The organism is Pararhizobium polonicum (genome assembly GCF_001687365.1).
Taxonomy (GTDB): Bacteria; Pseudomonadota; Alphaproteobacteria; order Rhizobiales; family Rhizobiaceae; genus Pararhizobium; species Pararhizobium polonicum.
On record NZ_LGLV01000020.1, the window covers coordinates 76,378 to 94,913 of the forward strand.

Here is an 18,536-nt window from a genome sequence, read left to right on the forward strand (position 1 = left end):
ACCTTTGGAGAGGGGATAGCGGACATTCCCTGTGAATTGACGCCAATGCCTTTCATGCAAGTGCTTTCTGCTCTTCCCTGCGGCTGTTAAAGATGATTCTTGCTTGGTGTTTCGCGGTCCGCCGGCGCGGGTTGCATATCCGCCCCGGCTGCCGTTGAGCGGAGCAGATGGATCGAACCCGCACGCTCATTCCGGGCGCGCATGGTGCGGTTGCAAACGAGGGCCTTATGACGAAATTGCGGCAGGCAGGTGACTACCACATGCCGATTGTGGACCGTGGAACCCGGCCGGGCACTGTGCTGCGGATCATTCTGCTCGCCATCGTCCTGACGGTTTCGGCTGTCGCCTTCGTCGTTTTCAAGAATCAGCTCGAAAACCAGATCGTGCTCGGCATACTCGGCGTGCTGGCCATGGTCGGCATTTTCTTTCTGGTCTCCTCGGTCATCGGCTTTATCGAGGTGATGCCGCAGTCGCGCCCCGATGAGCTTGCCCGCGCCTTCCTCGACGGCCATCAGGACGGCACGCTGGTGACCGACCGCAAGGGCCGGATCATCTACGCCAATGCGGCCTATGGCGCGCTGACCGGTGCCACCAAGGCGACCGAGATCCAGTCTCTCGAAACCATCCTGTCGCGCAATCGCGAGGCCACCGAGGCGATCTACCGGCTGACCAACGGCCTGCACGAAGGCAAGCCCGGCCATGAGGAATTCCGCCTGTTGAAGCCGTTGCGTCCGAACGGCGGCTCGGCCGGCTCCGGCGCACACTGGTTCCGCTTGAAGGCGCGCGTCCTGCCGCTCGAAGACGGCGAGCGCAATCCGCTCTATATCTGGCAGATTTCCGACATTACCTCGGAGCGTGACGACCAGGAGCGCTTCTTCAAGGAATTGCAGAACGCGATCGACTATCTCGATCATGCGCCCGCCGGCTTCTTCTCCGCCGGCAAGAAGGGCGAGATCTTCTATATCAACGCCACGCTTGCCGACTGGCTGGGGGTGGATCTCACAAAGTTCCAGCCGGGATCGATGACGATCGCCGATCTGGTGGCGGGCGAGGGGCTGGCGCTGGTGCAATCGGTACAGGCGGAGCCCGGCCTGAAAAAGACCAAGACGCTCGATCTTGACCTGCGCAAGGCCAATGGCCAGAGCTTTGCCGTGCGCATGGTGCACCGCGTCTCTTCTGCCCGCGACGGCGCACCCGGCGAGAGCCGCACGATTGTGCTGGCCCGCTCCAGCGACGACGAAAGCGATCAGTCGGCCTCGATCGCCGCCATGCGCTTCACCCGCTTCTTCAACAATACGCCGATGGCGATCGCTTCCGTCGACGGCGATGGCCGGATCCTCAGAACCAATGCGCCGTTCCTGAAACTGTTTTCCGCTGTCGTCTCGCAGGATGATATGGAACATGGCGCGCTGCTCGAGGCCGTCGTGCACGAGACTGACCGGTCGCGGCTGCGCGACGCGCTGGATGCTGCCAAGGACCGGCAGGGCGACATCGCGCCGATCGATTCGCTTCACCCGACCGATGAGACCCGGCACTTCCGCTTCTATGTGAATGCCGTCATCGACCAGAGCGATCAGGCGCCGGAAGAGGCGGCGATCCTCTATGCCGTCGAGATCACCGAGCAGAAGGCGCTCGAAACCCAGATGGCGCAGACGCAGAAGATGAATGCTGTCGGCACGCTGGCGGGCGGCATCGCCCACGATTTCAACAACGTACTGACGGCGATCCTGCTTTCCTCCGACCATCTGCTTCTCTCGGCCCGCCCGTCGGATGCGAGTTTTGCCGATCTGATGGAAATCAAGCGCAACGCTAACCGCGCCGCAGTGCTGGTGCGCCAGTTGCTGGCCTTCTCGCGCAAGCAGACGATGCGACCGACCGTCTTGTCCATGACCGATGTCGTCGGCGACCTGCGCATGCTGGTCGATCGCATGACCGGAACCAATGTCAAGCTCGAGGTCGATTACGGCCGCGATCTCTGGCCGGTGCGGACCGATCTCGGCCAGTTCGAGCAGGTGGTGCTCAATCTGGCCGTCAACGCCCGCGATGCCATGCCCAATGGCGGCGTTATCACACTGCGCACGCGAAACCTGCCGGCATCCGAAGTGGCGGCGCTGAACCGCCGCGAGCTTCCCGAAGACGATTACGTGATGGTCGAAGTGTCGGATCAGGGCACCGGTATTCCGCCCGAGATCCTCGACAAGATCTTCGAGCCCTTCTTCACCACCAAGGAAGTGGGCAAGGGGACGGGCCTTGGACTTTCGATGGTCTACGGCATCATCAAGCAGTCCGGCGGCTACATCTATCCGGAATCGGAAGTCGGCAAGGGAACGACGTTCCGCATCCTCCTGCCGCGCTATATCGAGGAAGCGCCGCTGCCGGGCGAGGCCGGCGAGGCGCAAGCCGCGGCTGCGCTGGCCGCAAAGGCTCCAGCCAAGGAGGAGCCGACCGACCTGACCGGCAATTCGGCGGTGGTCTTGCTGGTGGAAGACGAAGAGGCGGTGCGGCGCGGCGGCAAGCGGATGCTGGAGACGCGCGGCTACACCGTTCATGAGGCCGGTTCGGGCGTCGAGGCCCTGGAGATCATGGAAGAACTGAACGGCGCCGTCGATATCGTCGTTTCCGACGTCGTGATGCCCGAAATGGATGGGCCGACGCTGCTGCGCGAAATCCGCAAGAGCTATCCGGACCTGAAGTTCATCTTCGTGTCCGGCTATGCCGAGGATGCCTTTGCCCGGAACCTTCCGGCCGACGCCAAGTTCGGTTTCCTGCCCAAGCCGTTCTCGCTGAAGCAGCTGGCTGTCGCCGTGCGGGAAATGCTCGACAGCTGACCGCCGGCAAGCCTGGGCCACCAGTAAAAAAACGTGCGCCGCTCGCAACGATCCATTGTGAGCGGCTTTTTCGCGATTGCAATTTGCAGACGCAAAACCGCCGTTTTCATTCCGGTTACTGGACTGGTTTTTGATGACCGGGTGGACCTGCTCCATCCAGAAAGTGGGGGCTTGAATGAATTCCAGACTGAGGATTGCCGTTGTTTTCGGCGGGCGCTCGACCGAGCACGACGTTTCCATTCTCTCTGCCAGCAATGTGCTCAAGGCGCTTGATCCCGCGAAATATGACGTCGTGCCCATTCTGATCACCCGCAGCGGACAATGGCGCGTCACGGAGTTTCTGGATGGAGCCATGCCGGACCCGATCCCGCAGGACGGGGACGAAATAGGCCTGGTGCCGGGCGGCCGCGGCCGCATTTTGGTCCTTCCCAAGAATGGTCCACCCCACGAACTGGCGCCGATCGATCTCCTGTTCCCGGTCCCGCACGGTCTGTATGGCGAAGACGGTTCCATCCAGGGGCTTGCCGAGACGGCAATGGTGCCTTTTGCCGGATGTGGAATTCTGGGATCAGCGACGGCGATCGACAAGGATGTGGCAAAGCGCGTGATGAAGGAAGCCGGATTGCCCGTGGCGCGGTCCCGCACGGTTCGCCTTGGCGAGGTCCCGTCTTTCGAAGCGATAGCCCATGAGCTCGGTTTGCCGGTTTTCGTCAAACCGGCGCGATTGGGATCATCGGTCGGCGTCAGCAAGGTCCAGACGGCGGGCGAGTTGCAAGCGGCGCTGGCCGAAGGGTTCCGCCATGATCAAAAGGTTCTGGTCGAGGAATTCATTCAGGGACGCGAAATCGAATTCAGTATCCTCGAACAGGCCGACGGCGCGTTGCTGGCTTCTGTCCCCGGGGAAATCATCCCCGCTGAAAGCCATGGATTCTATACGTATGATGCAAAATATATCGACCCGGCCGGTGCTGCGCTGAGCATTCCCGCTGTACTGCCCGCCGAAGTCACGCAGAAACTTCAAGCCATGTCGAAGCAGGCCTTTCATGCCCTGGGCTGCGACGGCATGGCGCGCGTCGATTTCTTCGTGCGGGCCGACATGAGCGTTGTGGTCAACGAGGTCAACACGATCCCCGGCTTCACCGACATCAGCATGTACGCCAAGGCTCTGGCAGCAAGCGGCATTGCCTATGCCGATATCATCGACCGTCTGATCGAACATGGTCTGGCGCGGGCAGGGCGGCAGACCTGATATTGCAGACCGGATGTTGCGGGGGCTGGCAGCCAGCCCCCGCCGTTTCCTTCAGTGGTGTTGGTCTCAGACCAGCGCAACCGCGATCTCGGCAGCGAGCCGGGCATTGTTCTCGACCAGCGCGATATTGGTCTCGAGGCTGCGGCCGTCCGTCAGGCCGAAAATGCTGTCGAGCAGATAGGGGGTGACGGCCTTGCCGGAGATCTCGTCGCGTGCGGCATTGTCCAGCGCGCGGGTGATGTAGATCTCCATTTCGTCGCGCGGGATTTCGCTCGCTTCAGGCACCGGATTGGCGATCAGCATGCCGCCGTCGACGCCGAGCAGGTCGCGCATCTTCTGGAAATTGGCGATCGCCGCCGGGCTGTTGAGCATCAGCGGGCTCTTCAGGCCGCTATCGCGCGACCAAAAGGCCGGGAAGATTTCGCTGTCATAGGTGACGACCGGTACGCCGCGCGTTTCCAGCACTTCGAGCGTCTTGGGGATGTCGAGAATGGCCTTGGCGCCGGCGCAGACGACGATGACGCCGGTGCGCGCCAGTTCGTCGAGGTCGGCGGAAATATCAAAGCTCTCTTCGGCCTTGCGATGCACGCCGCCGATGCCGCCGGTGGCAAACACGCGGATCCCGGCGCGGGCAGCGGCGATCATGGTGGCGGCAACCGTGGTGGCGCCGGTGCGGCGCTCGGCGATCGCAAAGGCGAGATCGGCACGCGACAGCTTCATCGCGCCTTCCGTCTGCGCCAGCGCTTCCAGCTGCGCCTCTTCCAGGCCGATATGCAAGGTCCCGTCGATGACGGCGATGGTTGCCGGCACGGCGCCTTCCTCACGGATGATCGCCTCGACGCTGCGGGCCATGTTCAGATTGCCGGGGAAGGGCATACCATGGGTGATGATGGTCGATTCCAGCGCCACGATCGGTGCGCCACGCGCCTTGGCGGCCGCGACTTCGCTGGAATATTCCATCGGCAGAAGGGGGGAGAATGGCTTGGTCATCGCGGATCCTTTTTAGCTTTTTAAGGCGCGTTCATGACAGGATTTCGGCCGGCGGCACAAGTCGAATTGCTTCTTCCAGCATCCCCAGCGACATTTTTTCCGATACGGCCAGCGGCGAACGCACGGTGATACCGGCTGCGGCGACCCCGCAGCGAAGGCACAGATCCAGCGGCTCGCCACGCAGAAATGCCGACAGGAACCCGGCGGCAAGCGCGTCGCCGGCGCCTGTGACGTCGCCGAGCGTATCGAGCGTGGGCGGTGCCACCGTCACGGTCTGCCCGCCTTGAAAGGCGATCGCCGGTTTGCCACCGCGGGTGATGACGCCGCCGGAAAGCCCGGCTGCCCGCAGCAGAGCGGGCCACTCTGCCGCATCGGCCCCGTCGCTCCCCGTCAGCGCCCGCGCCTCGGCCTCGTTCATGAACAGAAAGCTCAGCCCGGAGAGGCTGGCGGCAAGCCGCACGACCTTTGCCGGTGAAATGGCGATGGCGGCCACCGGCTTTGATTCCTGCGTGGCGCGGCCGATCAGGCTGGCGAGCGTCTCTTGCGGCAGGTTGGCATCGGTGACGATAAGGTCGCTTTCCGAGACGATCTCGCGCATTGCCCGCTGCTGCAATCGCCGCGGCGAAAACAGCCGGTAGAGATCCATGTCGGCCAGCGCGATCACCAGATTGCCGTCATTTTCGAGAATGGCCGTGTAACTCGGCGTCTGGCGATCGAGAAAGATGAAGGGGCAATCGATGACGCCGGCCGCCGTGGCGGCAAGGGCGACAGTTTCGCCGGCCGCGTCCCCGCCGCGCGGGCTGATCATCCGGACCTCAAGCCCGAGCCGCGCCAGATTGCGGGCGGCATTGAAGCCGCCGCCGCCGGCCTCCTCGAACCACGTTCCCGGATTGCTCGATCCCGGCGCCGTCACACCCGAAATGCGTGCGCGGCGGTCGATATGCGCGCCGCCGAAGATGGAAACAGTTCTGCCCGTCATGCGATTTCCCGTGTGTCTCTGCCCGGCGATTCGTTCCGCAGTTCCTGCGGCGCCCGTCTTGAAGCGTTCGTTTCCCTTGGCATCGAAGGACCCGGAACAAGGAAAGAACACTCCACGTTTTATGTCGAAAATTCAGGTGTATAGATAGTTCTTGCAAAACGAGAACAAAAAGTGTACATAGCTTTCATCGGCGGCTTCATTGCCTCAACAGCTTCCATAACCTAAAGGTGGATCACATGGCACAAAACTCTTTGCGGCTTGTAGAGGACAAATCGGTGGATAAAAGCAAGGCACTTGAAGCGGCACTCTCCCAGATCGAACGCTCGTTCGGCAAGGGATCGATCATGAAGCTCGGTGGAAAAGACAGCATTGTCGAGATCGAAACCGTTTCGACGGGCTCGTTGAGCCTGGACATTGCACTGGGAATCGGCGGGCTGCCCAAGGGGCGCGTCATCGAAATCTACGGACCGGAAAGCTCGGGCAAGACGACGCTGGCGCTGCAGACCATTGCCGAAGCCCAGAAGAAGGGCGGCATCTGCGCCTTCGTCGACGCGGAACACGCGCTCGATCCGGTCTATGCCCGCAAGCTGGGCGTCGATCTGGAAAATCTCCTGATCTCGCAGCCGGATACCGGCGAACAGGCGCTGGAAATCACCGATACGCTGGTGCGCTCCGGCGCCATCGACGTTCTGGTTATCGATTCGGTCGCAGCGCTCGTGCCGCGCGCTGAAATCGAGGGTGAGATGGGCGACAGCCTTCCCGGTTTGCAGGCCCGTCTGATGAGCCAGGCGCTGCGCAAGCTGACGGCCTCGATCTCCAAGTCGAACTGCATGGTCATCTTCATCAACCAGATCCGCATGAAGATCGGCGTCATGTTCGGTTCGCCGGAAACCACCACCGGCGGCAACGCCCTGAAATTCTATGCGTCCGTGCGACTCGATATCCGTCGTATCGGCGCCGTCAAGGAACGCGAAGAAGTGATCGGCAACCAGACGCGCGTCAAGGTTGTCAAGAACAAGATGGCGCCGCCCTTCAAGCAGGTCGAGTTCGACATCATGTATGGTGAAGGCGTTTCCAAGACCGGCGAACTGGTCGATCTTGGCGTCAAGGCCGGTATCGTCGAGAAATCCGGTGCCTGGTTCTCTTATAACAGCCAGCGCCTCGGCCAGGGCCGCGAGAATGCTAAGTCGTTCCTGCGCGATAATCCGGATACGGCCAAGGAGATCGAACTTTCCCTGCGCCAGAACGCCGGCCTGATCGCCGAAAAGTTCCTTGAAAACGGCGGACCGGAAGCCGGTGACGAGGATGACGATGTCGCTCTGGCATAAGATCAACTGATTTTTCGCCCGTCTTTGCCGGCTGCTCCTTCAAGGGCAGCCGGTTTTCTTTTGCCCGCTGGACAGGGGTTGAGCCGGACGATAAAAGCCTGTGTTCCAATTGGGCGGGAGAGGATCGGCGGATGTCCGGTGATCCGCGATTTTCAAGAGTTTTCCGGTTCGCGGTTCGGCCAGGCCATGCTGCGGACGGTTCGATGCAAGAGATAAGGGCGCAATATGAGCGGCGTGAATGAAATCCGGTCGACGTTCCTCGACTACTTCAAGAAGAACGGCCATGAGGTTGTTTCGTCGAGCCCGCTGGTTCCGCGCAACGATCCGACCCTGATGTTCACCAATGCCGGCATGGTGCAGTTCAAGAACGTCTTCACCGGCCTCGAGCAGCGCCCCTATTCGACGGCAACCACCGCGCAGAAATGCGTGCGCGCCGGCGGCAAGCATAACGACCTCGACAATGTCGGTTATACCGCGCGCCACCACACCTTCTTCGAGATGCTGGGCAATTTTTCCTTCGGCGATTATTTCAAGGAGCGGGCGATCGAGCTTGCCTGGAATCTGATCACCAAGGAATTCGGCATCGACGCCAAGCGCCTGCTGGTCACCGTCTATCACACCGACGACGAGGCCTTCGGCCTGTGGAAGAAGATTGCCGGTCTCAGCGACGACCGCATCATCCGCATTCCGACCAGCGACAATTTCTGGGCGATGGGCGATACCGGTCCCTGCGGCCCGTGCTCGGAAATCTTCTACGATCACGGCGATCATATCTGGGGCGGCCCTCCCGGCTCCAAGGATGAGGACGGCGACCGGTTCATCGAAATCTGGAACCTCGTCTTCATGCAATACGAGCAGGTGACGAAGGAAGAGCGCGTCGATCTCCCGCGTCCGTCGATCGATACCGGCATGGGGATCGAGCGTGTCGCTGCCCTTCTGCAGGGAAAGCACGACAATTACGACATCGACCTTTTCCGCGCCCTGATCGCCGCTTCGGAAGAGGCGACCGGCGTCAAGGCGGAAGGCGACCGCCGCGCCAGCCACCGCGTCATTGCCGACCATCTGCGTTCCTCCGCCTTTCTGATTGCCGACGGCGTCCTGCCGTCGAACGAGGGCCGCGGCTATGTGCTGCGCCGCATCATGCGTCGTGCCATGCGCCATGCACAGCTGCTGGGCGCCCGCGATCCGCTGATGTGGCGGCTGCTGCCGGCATTGGTCGGCCAGATGGGCCGCGCCTATCCGGAGCTTGTGCGCGCGGAAGCGCTGATTTCCGAAACGCTGAAGCTGGAAGAGACCCGCTTCCGCAAGACGCTGGAACGCGGCCTCGGCCTGCTGTCTGAGGCGACGACGGATCTCGCCGAAGGCGACCAGCTGAATGGCGACACCGCCTTCAAGCTTTACGATACGTTCGGTTTCCCGCTGGACCTGACGCAGGACGCGTTGCGCGCCCGTGGCATCGGCGTCGATACGGAGGCCTTCACCGCCGCCATGCAGCGGCAGAAGGCGGAGGCGCGTGCGTCCTGGTCCGGCTCCGGCGACAAGGCGACGGAAACCATCTGGTACGAGCTGAAGGAAAAGCTCGGTGCCACCGAATTCCTTGGCTACGACACCGAGACGGCCGAAGGTGTGGTCCAGGCGATCGTGCGCGACGGCAAGGCGATCGATAGCGCGTCGAAAGGTGAAGCGGTCCAGCTGGTGCTCAACCAGACACCGTTCTACGGCGAATCCGGCGGCCAGATGGGCGATACCGGTGTCATCTCGACCGATCACGCCAAGCTGACCGTGACCGACGTGCAGAAGCGCGGCGAGGGGCTGTTCGTGCATTTCTGCGTCGTCGACGATGGCACGCTCAAGGTTGGCGATGCGGCGGCGCTCACCGTCGATCACGCCCGCCGTTCGCGCCTGCGCGCCAATCATTCGGCGACCCACCTGTTGCATGAGGCGCTGCGCGAAGTGCTGGGTACCCATGTGGCCCAGAAGGGCTCGCTGGTTGCGCCCGAGCGCCTGCGTTTCGACGTTTCGCATCCCAAGCCGATGTCGGCCGAAGAGCTGAAAATCGTCGAGGACATGGCCAACGAGATCATCGTGCAGAACACGCCGGTGACGACGCGCCTGATGAGCGTCGATGACGCGATTGCCGAGGGCGCCATGGCGCTGTTCGGCGAAAAATATGGCGACGAAGTGCGTGTCGTGTCGATGGGGCAGGGCATCCATGGCTCCAAGGCCAACCGTCCCTATTCGGTCGAACTGTGCGGCGGCACCCATGTCGGCGCCACCGGCGAGATCGGCCTGGTGCGGATTGTCGGAGAAAGTGCCGTCGGCGCCGGCGTTCGCCGTCTCGAAGCCCTGACCGGCGTATCGGCGCTGGCCTACCTCAACGAGCAGGACGAGCGGGTCAAGACGCTGGCCACGACGCTGAAGGTTCAACCGGCCGACGTTCTGACGCGGGTCGAAGCGCTGATGGACGAGCGCCGCAAGCTGGAGCGCGAGCTGAACGAGGCCAAGAAGAAACTGGCGCTCGGCGGCGGCGAAGCCGGCGGCTCTGCCGATCAGGTCCAGGAGATCGGCGGGATCAAGTTCCTCGGCAAGGTGGTCACCGGCGTCGAGCCGAAGGACCTGAAGAGCCTGGCCGACGATGGCAAGAAGAGCCTCAGCTCCGGTATCGTCACTTTCGTCGGCGTCTCCGAAGATGGCAAGGCGAGCGCTGTGGTGGCCGTCACCGACGATCTGACGTCACGGTTCAGCGCCGTCGATCTGGTTCGCATCGCGTCCGCCGCGCTCGGCGGCAAGGGTGGCGGCGGCCGTGCCGACATGGCCCAGGCCGGCGGCCCGGATGGTGCAAAGGCTGCTGAAGCGATCGCGGCCGTCGGCGCAGCGCTGGCCGGATAATCCGGCTTCCCGTTCATTGCTTATCCTTGACAAACCGGGCTGAAAGGTCCGGTTTTTCTTTGGCCAATTCCGTTTCCCCGTGTTCAAATCGGCTGGCGCCAACTCCGCAGGATTTGTCAAATCCAGCTGTGGTTCTGTCCGGTTGTTCGGCTTGCATGAGGATCGGCATGAGGGAAGACAGCATCTGGGCGGTTTACGAGCAGCGACTGCGGCGCGTATCGGCCTATATTCACGATCACCTGGACGAGGAGCTCGATCTTGATCGGCTCTCCGACATTGCCTGCCTGTCGCCGCACCACTGGCACCGGATCTACCGGGCCGTGCACGGCGAGACGTTGGCGGCGACCGTCAAGCGGCTGAGGCTGCACCGGGCGGCGGGCGATCTGGTGCGCACGACCCTTTCTGTCGAGGAGATCGCAAGACGGACCGGCTACCCCAATCTGCAATCCTTCAACCGGATTTTCAAATCGGTGTTCGGCATGCCGCCGGCCCGTTACCGGAGAGAGGGCAGCCACACGGTCTTTCAATCGGCAAACGGAAAAGGACTTGGCGAAATGTACGATGTCACGATGACAACGATTGCCCCGCGCGAACTGGTCGGGGTCAGCCATACCGGCTCCTATATGGGGATCGGCCGGGCTTTCGAAACTCTGGGCGGCACGCTCCAGGCGCGCCGGCTCTATAGGCCTGAAATGAAGATGGTCGGCGTCTATCTCGATGATCCGGATCTGGTGGCGGAAGACAAGCTGCGCTCGTTTGCCTGTGTGACGCAGGGCGGGGATATTCCGGCGGAAGCGCCACTGGTTCACCGGCATCTCGATGGCGGTGACTATGCCGTTCTCCGCCACAAGGGGCCTTATGCGGATATGCACAAGGCCTATCAATGGCTCTACGGCCAATGGTTGCCGCAGTCGGGCCGCGAAGTGCGCGATACGGTGATGTTCGAGGAATATATCAACAATCCACGCGACGCTGCACCGACGGAGCTGCTGACGGACATCTACCTGCCGCTGAAATAGCGCGTTTTCCTCGCGCCCGGAGGATTTCACTTAGCCGGGCGCGAAAAAATCATAAGCCGGCTCAGTGAATTGGCCGATTTGCCGGCTGGCGTTCATGGGAGTTCCTTACCGAGACCCCAGTGTGCAAGCCCCTCGATCACGCCATCCGCCATGTGGCCGCCGGCAAGATAGGTATCCGGTCTGTCCTTGGCGATGGCTTTCAGCTCCGGCAGGGCATTGCCGACGACGATGCCACGCACGCCGGGCAGCTCGAACATGCTGCGATCGTTGTTGGTATCGCCGGCGACCACGACATCGTCGTGCGAGAGGCCGAGCTGACGGCAGAGCCAGGAGAGTGCGGCACCCTTGTCGACGCCATCCGGCAGGATGTCGAGATCGCGATTGCTGGAATAGACGAGACGGGCTGCAATCCCGGCACTCGCCAGCCTTTCCTCGATGGCCGACAGCATTGCGGCATCGGCGTCGTGCAGATACCAGCTGGATTTCTGCGCATGCTGATAGGCATCCGGCTGCACGGTGATTTCGGTGAGATCGGAGAGCGCAACGGCAATCCGTTCGCGATCAAAACCGGCGACAATGGAGCGGGAATAGAGTTCCGCATGGGACGGCTGCTTCTCGTGGTAGAGCATCGTGCCGACGCCGCCGATATAGATATCCGGTTTCGGCAGGGCCGTTGTGGCGATGAAGGCCTTCTGGTCGTCGATCAGCCTGCCGCTGTTGAGCACCAGCAATGGTCGAGTATCCGCCGGCAGGTTCTGCCACATCGCGCGAAAGCGGGCCTCCGCGTCCCTGTTTCCGGCCAACGTGCCATCGATATCGCTGCAGAACAGCCGGACGCGCCTCAATCTCCGTCCGTCCATGGTTCTGCCCATTCGTTGTCATCGATCGCCTGCGGCATTGGCCGTCCCTCGACGACACCGATCAGCTGTTGGGCGATACCGGTCCAGGTGAACAGGCTGCGCGCCTTGTGGGCGCCCATGCGCGACAGGCGGCCATAGAGCCGTTCGTGCTTCAGCGGCTTCATCATGGTGATACCGAGATCATATTTGTCGAAAGGATCGGCAAACAGCGCGTGCCGCCCATAGCTGACGGCGCGGAACAGCCCGCCATGGATGGTGATGATAGTGGGGGTGCCGCTGGCCATGGCTTCGATCGCCGTCATGCCGAACGGTTCGTAGCGGCTCGACAGCACGAAGATATCGGCTGCACGGTAGAAATCTGGCAGATCGTCGTCGGCCACGAACCCGGAAAAGACGACCTTGTCGTTAAGCCCGAGCGAGGCGACGCGTTCCTTCAGTTCAGCGAGAATTCCCGCTTCCTGCGGATCCATGTTTTCGCCGCCGACAGCGAGGTGAAGCCGCGCCTCCGGCTCGCGTTCGGCCAGCACCGAAAAGCCGTCGATCAGCAGGTCATACCCCTTGTTGGTGGCAAGCCGTCCCATCGCCATCACCACCTTGCCTTCGAAGCCGAAGCGCTGGCGGGCCATGTCGCGCGTTGCCTTGGAAACGGGGAAGAAACGGTTGTCGTCGTAACCCGGCGGGATCATGTGCACCCGGTCGCGCGGCAGATTGTAATCGTCGACGAGCATCTCCACCTGGATCGGCGTGGTGGCGATGACCATGCTGCAGGAGCGGTAGATGATCAGTTCGTGCTTGACGCGTTCGGAGAAGTTGAATTCCTTGTCGAACTCGGCGGCCTTGTCCGGATAATCGGTTTCCATCTGCCGCTTTTTCCACAGGCCAAGCGAATGCGGCGTGTGGATATGCGTGACGCCAAGGGCTTCCGACATGCGCTGTCCTGCAATGCCGGCATCCCAGTAGTGGCTGTTGATCAGCGTGTAGGTGAAATTGTTCTTGCGAACGAAACGGACGGCATTTTCGCACCATTCCATCAGGTGCTTGTAGAGATATTCCTTCGGAATGAAGTCGTTGCCGCCGCAGGGGATACGGATGACGCGAACGCGGTCATCGATTTCATCGAACTCCGGCTGGTCCTCGAAGCGGCGGGTGTAGATATCGACCTGATGGCCGAGCAGCGCCAGCTTGCGGGCAAGCTCGATGACGTAGACGACCTGGCCGCCGGTATCGGCGGCACCAAGCGGCGGTTCCGCGGCGACATATCCATGGGTGGAGACGAGGGCGATGCGCGGAAGATGCGAATTCTTGTCGGTGGAAACGGTCATGTATGAGTGTTCACGATCTTTTTGAGAGGTGAAGCATGCAGTGCAACATGCGGAGGGTTCATATCGCGAACGACCGGGAGCGGAAAAGGTTCCAATAAAAAAACCCGGCACGAGGCCGGGTTCGTCAGGTCAGCGGTTTATTCTGCTTACGCAGCCATCGCCTTGCGCAGGTTTTCGTCGATCTTGTCGAGGAAGCCTGTGGTCGAGAGCCACGGCTGGTCGGGGCCGATCAGCAGCGCCAGGTCCTTGGTCATGAAGCCGCTCTCGACCGTATCGACGCAGACCTTTTCCAGCGTGTCGGCAAACTTTGCCAGTTCGGCATTGTCGTCCAGCTTGGCGCGGTGGGCGAGGCCACGGGTCCAGGCGAAGATCGAGGCGATCGAGTTGGTCGAGGTTTCCTCGCCCTTCTGGTGCTGGCGGTAGTGACGCGTGACTGTGCCGTGGGCGGCTTCGGCTTCCACAGTCTGGCCGTCCGGCGTCATCAGAACCGAGGTCATCAGGCCGAGCGAGCCGAAGCCCTGCGCGACGATGTCGGACTGGACGTCACCGTCGTAGTTCTTGCAGGCCCAGACATAGCCGCCGGACCATTTCAGCGCCGAAGCGACCATGTCGTCGATCAGGCGGTGTTCGTACCAGAGCTTGGCTGCCTTGAACTTATCGGCGAATTCTTCGTCGAACACCTTCTGGAAGATATCCTTGAAGCGGCCGTCATAGACCTTGAGGATGGTGTTCTTGGTCGAAAGATAGACCGGAACGTTGCGCTGCAGGCCGTAGTTCAGTGAGGCGCGGGCGAAATCGGTGATCGATTCGTCAAGGTTGTACATGCCCATGGCAACGCCGGCTGCCGGTGCGTCATAGACTTCGTGTTCGATTTCCGTGCCGTCCTCGCCGACGAACTTCATCGTCAGCTTGCCCTTGCCGGGGAACTTGAAATCGGTGGCGCGGTACTGGTCGCCGAAAGCGTGGCGGCCGACGATGATCGGCTTGGTCCAGCCGGGAACGAGGCGTGGCACGTTCTTGCAGATGATCGGCTCGCGGAAGATGACGCCGCCGAGGATGTTGCGGATCGTGCCGTTCGGCGACTTCCACATCTTCTTCAGGCCGAATTCCTCGACGCGCTGCTCGTCCGGCGTGATCGTGGCGCACTTGACGCCGACGCCGTGCTTCTTGATGGCGTTGGCGGAATCGATCGTTACCTGGTCGTTCGTCGCATCGCGATTTTCCATGCCAAGGTCGTAATATTCCAGATCGATATCCAGATAGGGATGGATCAGCTTTTCCTTGATGAACTGCCAGATGATGCGGGTCATTTCATCGCCGTCGAGCTCGACGACCGGATTGGCGACCTTGATCTTTGTCATGTTGCAAACCTCTGCATGGGGTTGGACGAAAAACGGGGTTGGGCCCCTATAGCATCCAGTTCCCGGCAGGCAAAGGCATACAGTGCAGGAATCGGCAGGGGGGTGGCGTCGTCGGCAAAAGCGGGTTCAATGCCCCCGCGCAGCCCTCGGGAAATCCGCAAGGAGAGGCTTGGCGTACCCTCTTTCCTCCCGCGCCAGAATGGCTTGCGCGTCCAGAGAGGCGATCTTTGCACCGCGATCCGTCGGCACTAGGCCGTCAAGCTGCAGGGCGAGATAGCGCCCACAGCATACTCTGAGAAACGAGGTAAAATTTTCCGGCGGATGGCCTTCCTCGAGCGATTCGACATAGAGCCGCCCGATCAGGCGCCCGACCGACATGCCGTCCCGGTCGCCGATGTCTTCGAGAATGGACCAGAAGAAGCTTTCAAGCCGGATGCTGGTCGCCACCCCATCGATCCGCACCGAACGGGTAACACTCTGCCAGAGCGCCGGGTCGGCGCCGATGAATAGCCTGCACATCCATTCCTCCCAGAATTCCGGCTTGAAGTGTCCGCTCTTCGGTGCGGTTTGGCAAGGCCGCCGATCAGGCGGCGGATCGCGTCAACGGCGCGCTGTGGCGGATCTCGGTACCGAGTACCGTCAGGAACTGGCCGATCCAGGCAGGATGGGCGGGCCAGGCGGGTGCCGATACCAGGTTGCCGTCGGTGACGGCCTGGTCGACCGGGATATCCGCATAATGTCCGCCAGCCAGTTCGACATCGAAGCGGCAGGCAGGGTAGGCCGAGCAGGTCCGGCCTTTTAGCACGCCGGCCGCCGACAGCAGTTGTGCGCCGTGGCAGATCGCTGCCACCGGTTTGCCGGCATCGAAGAAATGACGGACCATGGCAATGACGTTTGCGTCGAGGCGCAGATATTCCGGCGCCCGCCCGCCGGGAATGACCAGTGCGTCGTAGGTCTCGGCCTTCGTGCTGGCGAATGTCGCGTTCAGGGTGAAGTTATGGCCGCGCTTTTCCGAATAGGTCTGGTCGCCCTCGAAATCGTGGATGGCGGTGGCGATCTGTTCGCCTGCCGCTTTGCCCGGGCAGACGGCGTGAACGGTGTGGCCGACCGCGAGCAGCGCCTGGAACGGCACCATCGTTTCATAGTCTTCGGTGAAATCGCCGCAGATCATCAGAATTTTCTTGCCGCTCATCGTATCCTCCATCGGGTTGCGTGCCGGGTGAGGATGCCACGGTCGATCTGCTGCCGGGTATTAGCCGGTTACTACATCGCGGCGGATGAAGACCCGATATGCCGCATCATTCCGGTCTCGCGCCCGGCTGCGAAAATGGCTATGACGATACGCAACTCTCCGGCGCCCGGCGGCGCATTTGAAATCGGGAAATGACGATGAAACGGTTCGTGCTTGTTCTTCTGGCCTGCTGTGCTTTCTCCTCCGCGCAGGCGGCCGATCCCGCAGCACCGGTCAACGAAATCATGCAGGAGGCCGTCAAGGGTTGGGCCGATCAAGATGCCCAGCCCGGCGAAGATTATTTCTCGGAAGCGCGCCTTGGCCGCATCTACAGCCAGGACTTCGCCAAGACCTATCGCGCGGCGACGAAATTTCCGGCCTACGACGGAGGCGATTCGCCCTTTGACTACGATGTCATTGTCAGCGGCCAGGACAGCTGCTCGATCAAGGACCTGTCCGTTGCTGCCGGTCCGCAAACGGATGGCAGGAGCGATGTGAAGGTCACCTTCGACAATACGCATTGTTTTGGCGAGCGCGACGCCGACTGGAAGCCGAGCGAGCTGCATTTCATCGTGATCGAGGAGGGCGGGCACCCCGTCATCGACGATATCGTCCGGCCGGACGATGCGGGCTCGCTCAAGGCGGAGCTGGAAGGGATCGCCAGCCAGGGCGCCAGCGATCCGCAATAGGCCGGCTGCGACCGCGACTTTCAAAATCCCCGCATCTGTGCGAGGGAAGCGCGCAAACAGATATGAAGGCATTGGAATGGCAGGGACGAACAGCGAACGCGTACTTCTGACAGAAGGACCGGCAATCATTCTGGTGCACCCGCAGCTTGGCGAGAACATCGGCATGGTGGCGCGCGCCATGGCCAATTTCGGTCTTTCCGAACTGCGCCTCGTCAGTCCGCGTGACGGCTGGCCAAGCGAGAAGGCCCGTTCGGCCGCGAGCCGCGCCGATCACGTCATCGATGCCGCGAAAGTCTACGACACGCTGCCGGAGGCGATTGCCGATCTCAACTTCGTCTATGCGACGACGGCGCGCGACCGCTACGGCTACAAGCCGGTGCGCTCGCCATTGATCGCTGCCGAAACGCTGCGCAACCGCTTCAATATGGGCGAGGCGACCGGCATTCTCTTTGGTCGCGAGCGCACCGGCCTGACCAACGAAGAGGTGGCGCTGGCCGACGAGATCGTCACCTTCCCGGTCAACCCGGCCTTTGCCTCGCTCAACCTTGCGCAGGCGGTTCTGCTGATGTCCTACGAGTGGCTGAAGACCAGCATGGAATCGCGGGAGGAAACCTCCTTCCAGGCGCTGTCGCAGAACCCGGCGACCAAGGATCAGTTGCAGGGCTTGTTCGATCATGTCGAGGAGGCGCTGGAGGCGCGCGGCTACTTCCGGCCTGTCGCCAAAAAGCCGAAATTGATCGACAACTTGCGCGCAGTCCTGACCCGCCCCGGCTTTACCGAATCCGAAATCCGGCTGGTGCGCGGCATCATCTCATCGCTCGATCGTTTCACCCGCGAGGCGCCGCGCGGTGCCGGAGCGCCGGAAAATTCGCGCGCGAAAAAGGCAGATGACGCCGGTGACGACACCTGAGCTGAAACCCATCCTCGTCTTCGACAGCGGCATCGGTGGGCTCACCGTGCTGCGCGAAGCCCGCGTGCTGATGCCGGAGCGGCATTTCATCTATGTCGCCGACGATGCGGGCTTTCCCTATGGGGGCTGGGAAGAAGAGGCTCTGAAAGAGCGCATCATCTCCCTGTTTGCCAGATTGCTCGCAGACCATGATCCGGAAATCTGCGTCATCGCCTGCAACACAGCCTTCACGCTTGCCGGCGCCGATCTGCGCGCGGCGTTTCCGGATATGCGTTTCGTCGGCACTGTACCGGCGATCAAACCCGCGGCGGAGCGGACGCGATCGGGCCTTGTCTCGGTGCTGGCGACGCCCGGCACCGTCAAGCGCGCCTATACCCGTGATCTCATCCAGTCCTTCGCCTCGCAATGCCATGTCCGCCTCGTCGGTTCGGAAAATCTGGCCCGTATGGCGGAAGCCTATATTCGCGGCGGGCCGATCGACGACGCGGCGGTTCTCTCTGAGATCGAGCAGTGTTTTGTCGAGAAGGACGGGAAGAAGACCGATATCGTCGTTCTCGCCTGCACCCACTATCCCTTCATGGCCAATGTCTTTCGCCGCCTGGCACCCTGGCCGGTGGACTGGCTCGATCCGGCCGAGGCGATTGCGCGGCGGGCGCGTAGCCTGGTGCCGTTGCCGGATGATTTCGAGCCGCTGAACGGAGTCGATCCGGCGATCTTCACGTCCGGCAAACCTGACTTCACGACGCGACGGCTGTTGCAGGGATTCGGGCTGACCGTATAGGGCAAGTGATCATTTGCTCGCGGGGCATTGCTCGAAAATCATCGGTTCAGTCGAGGCTATCCAACGGCAAAAATTTATCGCCGACACTCTGTCGTCTGAG

General features: G+C 61.8%; 15 protein-coding genes. 8 read left to right on the forward strand and 7 right to left on the reverse strand.

The window, feature by feature from the left end; all coding sequences use genetic code 11:
* The first annotated feature begins 227 nt into the window (after positions 1–227).
* Both cckA and ADU59_RS26950 read left to right on the forward strand, forming a co-directional pair.
* Entirely contained in the window at positions 228–2,828 is a 2,601-nt protein-coding gene (gene cckA / locus ADU59_RS26945; protein ID WP_068958614.1) for a cell cycle histidine kinase CckA, read from the forward strand.
* A 175-nt stretch (positions 2,829–3,003) separates the two neighbouring features.
* Positions 3,004–4,077 carry a D-alanine--D-alanine ligase family protein gene (locus ADU59_RS26950; protein ID WP_068958477.1) on the forward strand — a complete coding sequence of 358 codons (1,074 nt, stop codon included), beginning with the start codon at positions 3,004–3,006 and terminating at the stop codon, positions 4,075–4,077.
* A gap of 66 nt (positions 4,078–4,143) precedes the next feature.
* Here the strand turns inward: ADU59_RS26950 and ADU59_RS26955 are convergent, their stop codons facing one another.
* Both ADU59_RS26955 and ADU59_RS26960 read right to left on the reverse strand, forming a co-directional pair.
* Entirely contained in the window at positions 4,144–5,067 is a 924-nt protein-coding gene (locus ADU59_RS26955; RefSeq protein ID WP_068958479.1) for a pseudouridine-5'-phosphate glycosidase, read from the reverse strand.
* Between the two features lie 31 nt (positions 5,068–5,098).
* Positions 5,099–6,046 carry a carbohydrate kinase family protein gene (locus tag ADU59_RS26960; RefSeq protein WP_068958480.1) on the reverse strand — a complete coding sequence of 316 codons (948 nt, stop codon included), beginning with the start codon at positions 6,044–6,046 and terminating at the stop codon, positions 5,099–5,101.
* 236 nt (positions 6,047–6,282) lie between these two features.
* Here ADU59_RS26960 and recA point away from each other — a divergent pair, with 236 nt between their 5' ends.
* The 3 genes from recA (at position 6,283) to ADU59_RS26975 (ending at position 11,282) form a co-directional block, all read left to right on the forward strand.
* Positions 6,283–7,374, forward strand: coding sequence for a recombinase RecA (recA, locus tag ADU59_RS26965; RefSeq protein WP_068958483.1), 1,092 nt, complete (start codon positions 6,283–6,285; stop codon positions 7,372–7,374).
* A gap of 225 nt (positions 7,375–7,599) precedes the next feature.
* Positions 7,600–10,263, forward strand: coding sequence for an alanine--tRNA ligase (gene alaS / locus ADU59_RS26970; RefSeq protein WP_068958485.1), 2,664 nt, complete (start codon positions 7,600–7,602; stop codon positions 10,261–10,263).
* Positions 10,264–10,430: 167 nt separating this feature from the next.
* Complete coding sequence (locus tag ADU59_RS26975; RefSeq protein ID WP_068958487.1) at positions 10,431–11,282, forward strand: AraC family transcriptional regulator; 852 nt, start codon at positions 10,431–10,433, stop codon at positions 11,280–11,282.
* A 92-nt stretch (positions 11,283–11,374) separates the two neighbouring features.
* On the opposite strand, the gene ADU59_RS26980 is transcribed toward ADU59_RS26975, so the two are convergent.
* The 5 genes from ADU59_RS26980 to ADU59_RS27000 form a co-directional block, all read right to left on the reverse strand.
* Positions 11,375–12,127 (reverse strand): HAD-IIB family hydrolase, encoded by a 753-nt coding sequence (locus ADU59_RS26980; RefSeq protein WP_068958488.1) that lies wholly within the window; start codon positions 12,125–12,127, stop codon positions 11,375–11,377.
* Positions 12,124–13,464, reverse strand: a complete 1,341-nt coding sequence (locus tag ADU59_RS26985) for a glycosyltransferase family 4 protein (RefSeq protein WP_068958490.1) — start codon at positions 13,462–13,464, stop codon at positions 12,124–12,126. The genes ADU59_RS26980 and ADU59_RS26985 overlap by 4 nt, the downstream gene beginning before the upstream one ends.
* 146 nt (positions 13,465–13,610) lie before the next feature.
* Positions 13,611–14,825: an NADP-dependent isocitrate dehydrogenase gene (locus ADU59_RS26990; protein ID WP_068958492.1), complete on the reverse strand. Its 1,215-nt coding sequence runs from the start codon at positions 14,823–14,825 to the stop codon at positions 13,611–13,613.
* Between the two features lie 126 nt (positions 14,826–14,951).
* A complete protein-coding gene (locus ADU59_RS26995) occupies positions 14,952–15,344 on the reverse strand; it encodes a ribbon-helix-helix domain-containing protein (RefSeq protein WP_068958494.1) in 393 nt (130 codons plus the stop codon).
* Between the two features lie 64 nt (positions 15,345–15,408).
* Entirely contained in the window at positions 15,409–16,017 is a 609-nt protein-coding gene (locus ADU59_RS27000) for a DJ-1/PfpI family protein (protein WP_068958496.1), read from the reverse strand.
* Between the two features lie 197 nt (positions 16,018–16,214).
* On the opposite strand from ADU59_RS27000, the gene ADU59_RS27005 reads away from it, so the two are divergent.
* From ADU59_RS27005 to murI, 3 genes are all read left to right on the forward strand, one after another.
* The gene (locus ADU59_RS27005; RefSeq protein WP_139093232.1) at positions 16,215–16,745 is read left to right on the forward strand and encodes a hypothetical protein; all 531 of its coding nucleotides are present in this window, start codon (positions 16,215–16,217) and stop codon (positions 16,743–16,745) included.
* Positions 16,746–16,821: 76 nt separating this feature from the next.
* Positions 16,822–17,655 (forward strand): RNA methyltransferase, encoded by an 834-nt coding sequence (locus ADU59_RS27010; RefSeq protein WP_068958500.1) that lies wholly within the window; start codon positions 16,822–16,824, stop codon positions 17,653–17,655.
* Complete coding sequence (gene murI / locus ADU59_RS27015; RefSeq protein ID WP_068958617.1) at positions 17,642–18,436, forward strand: glutamate racemase; 795 nt, start codon at positions 17,642–17,644, stop codon at positions 18,434–18,436. The genes ADU59_RS27010 and murI overlap by 14 nt, the downstream gene beginning before the upstream one ends.
* The last annotated feature ends 100 nt before the right edge of the window (positions 18,437–18,536 follow it).

Bases quoted from the DNA above. Each gene is read 5' to 3' on its own strand.
- cckA (WP_068958614.1), top strand. From the start codon at position 228: ATGACGAAATTGCGGCAGGCAGGTGACTACCACATGCCGATTGTGGAC.
- ADU59_RS26950 (WP_068958477.1), top strand. From the start codon at position 3,004: ATGAATTCCAGACTGAGGATTGCCGTTGTTTTCGGCGGGCGCTCGACC.
- ADU59_RS26955 (WP_068958479.1), bottom strand. From the start codon at position 5,067: ATGACCAAGCCATTCTCCCCCCTTCTGCCGATGGAATATTCCAGCGAA.
- ADU59_RS26960 (WP_068958480.1), bottom strand. From the start codon at position 6,046: ATGACGGGCAGAACTGTTTCCATCTTCGGCGGCGCGCATATCGACCGC.
- recA (WP_068958483.1), top strand. From the start codon at position 6,283: ATGGCACAAAACTCTTTGCGGCTTGTAGAGGACAAATCGGTGGATAAA.
- alaS (WP_068958485.1), top strand. From the start codon at position 7,600: ATGAGCGGCGTGAATGAAATCCGGTCGACGTTCCTCGACTACTTCAAG.
- ADU59_RS26975 (WP_068958487.1), top strand. From the start codon at position 10,431: ATGAGGGAAGACAGCATCTGGGCGGTTTACGAGCAGCGACTGCGGCGC.
- ADU59_RS26985 (WP_068958490.1), bottom strand. From the start codon at position 13,464: ATGACCGTTTCCACCGACAAGAATTCGCATCTTCCGCGCATCGCCCTC.
- ADU59_RS26990 (WP_068958492.1), bottom strand. From the start codon at position 14,825: ATGACAAAGATCAAGGTCGCCAATCCGGTCGTCGAGCTCGACGGCGAT.
- ADU59_RS26995 (WP_068958494.1), bottom strand. From the start codon at position 15,344: ATGTGCAGGCTATTCATCGGCGCCGACCCGGCGCTCTGGCAGAGTGTT.
- ADU59_RS27000 (WP_068958496.1), bottom strand. From the start codon at position 16,017: ATGAGCGGCAAGAAAATTCTGATGATCTGCGGCGATTTCACCGAAGAC.
- ADU59_RS27005 (WP_139093232.1), top strand. From the start codon at position 16,215: ATGAAACGGTTCGTGCTTGTTCTTCTGGCCTGCTGTGCTTTCTCCTCC.
- ADU59_RS27010 (WP_068958500.1), top strand. From the start codon at position 16,822: ATGGCAGGGACGAACAGCGAACGCGTACTTCTGACAGAAGGACCGGCA.